3 protein-coding genes and 1 pseudogene are annotated in these 1,381 nt (G+C 65.9%); 3 read left to right on the top strand and 1 reads right to left on the bottom strand.

Features of this window, described 5'->3' with window-relative positions; translation table 11 throughout:
* Together LQV45_RS32690 and LQV45_RS32685 are read left to right on the top strand one after the other, a co-directional pair.
* The coding region (locus LQV45_RS32690) for a 2-oxo acid dehydrogenase subunit E2 (protein ID WP_230011755.1) at nt 1-132 on the top strand (132 nt) is incomplete at its 5' end.
* Between the two features lie 150 nt (nt 133-282).
* A complete protein-coding gene (locus tag LQV45_RS32685; RefSeq protein ID WP_018772389.1) occupies nt 283-633 on the top strand; it encodes a hypothetical protein in 351 nt (116 codons plus the stop codon).
* Nucleotides 634-722: 89 nt separating this feature from the next.
* Here LQV45_RS32685 and LQV45_RS32680 read toward each other — a convergent pair whose 3' ends face one another.
* On the bottom strand, nt 723-1,106 hold the full coding sequence (locus LQV45_RS32680) for a VOC family protein (RefSeq protein WP_230011753.1): 384 nt from the start codon (nt 1,104-1,106) through the stop codon (nt 723-725).
* Between the two features lie 134 nt (nt 1,107-1,240).
* Here LQV45_RS32680 and LQV45_RS32675 point away from each other — a divergent pair.
* Nucleotides 1,241-1,381: pseudogene (locus LQV45_RS32675) on the top strand (peroxiredoxin); the annotation flags it as partial.

Genomic DNA, 1,381 nt, shown 5'->3' with positions numbered 1-1,381 from the left:
ATCCGTTCGATGATGTACCTCTCCCTGACGTACGATCACCGCCTGGTCGACGGCGCCGACGCAGGACGCTTCCTGCAGACGCTGAAGGCACGCCTTGAGGAAGGCGCCTTCGAGGCCGACCTCGGACTCTAGGTCTAAAAGCGCACACCGACGGCGACGGCGGTGCGGGCTCCGGTGGGAACCACCGGGCGCCCGTGCCGCCGTCGCCGTTTTTGCTGTTCCGCCCCGGGGCCGCGGCGGGTCCTACTACGGTGCGTAGAAGACTCTGGCTACACTGATGCCATGAACATCGTCTATAACGTCATGGTCTTCCTGCACATCATCGGCGCCGCCATGATTGTCGGCATCTGGATCGGCCAGATGAAGAAGCCCACCGTCCACCCGCGCCAGTTCGACGGCGCGATGCTGCAGCTGATCACGGGCATCATCATGATGGGGCTGATCCCGGCCCTGGACATGAACGCCAACTACGCCAAGCTCGGGGTCAAGCTTGTCATCGCCCTGATCGTCGGCGTCCTGGCCTTCATTGGCCGCCGCAAATACAAGAAGGGCGAGCCGATCAGCAAGGGCCTCGCGAACAGCGTTGGCGGCCTGGCACTGCTCAACGTCGCGATCGCGACCCTGTGGCAGTAACCGGCTGACTGCACAGGCCATGACGGCGCCGCTCCCCCCGCCGGGGTGCGGCGCCGCCGTCGTTTAACTGCCGCCGTTAAACCGGCTTGTCAGTCGCCGGCGATGCAGAATTCGTTGCCCTCGGGATCCTGCATGACATCCCAGTGGAAGTCGCCGATGTCATTGCCCTCCACGAACCCGGCACCGAGGGACTCGGCGCGGGCGCGCAACGCCGCAGGGTCGGGCCCATGGATGTCCAGGTGCAGGCGCCGCCTGCCCTCCGTGGGGTCCTGGACCTGCTGGAAGGCCAGCTGCGGGGCTCCGGTGCCGGCGGGTTCCAGCCAGACGAACTGCTCGAAGCGCGAGGAGACCGCCGTGCCCAACAAGTCGGCCCAGAACTGCGCCAGGCGCCCGGCGTCGACGGCGTTGACCATAATCGTGGCGATACGCGCCACGGGCGCCCCTGGCACCTGCGCATCTTCGGTAAGTTCCATGACGACACTGTACGGGTCACAATCCTCTGACAGCGGAACCCCCGTGCGGCGGCCGCACAGAATCCCTAGGATTGATCACGGCAGGCTCCGGCACCAGCCGGACCCCTGATTCACAACGACGTCGAGGAGTGGACATGGCTACAACACGCACCGCACACACTGTATGGAATGGCGACCTGATGACAGGCGCCGGCAACACCACCCTGGACAGCTCCGGGCTGGGCAACTTCGACGTCACCTGGAAGGCGCGCGCCGAGGCCGCCGAGGGCAAGACC

This window comes from Microbacterium sp. Bi128 (assembly GCF_918698205.1).
Note: the sequence above shows the minus strand (reverse complement) of the source record. Positions and strands in the feature narration are given on the sequence as shown.

Bases quoted from the DNA above. Each gene is read 5' to 3' on its own strand.
- LQV45_RS32685 (WP_018772389.1), top strand. From the start codon at position 283: ATGAACATCGTCTATAACGTCATGGTCTTCCTGCACATCATCGGCGCC.
- LQV45_RS32680 (WP_230011753.1), bottom strand. From the start codon at position 1,106: ATGGAACTTACCGAAGATGCGCAGGTGCCAGGGGCGCCCGTGGCGCGT.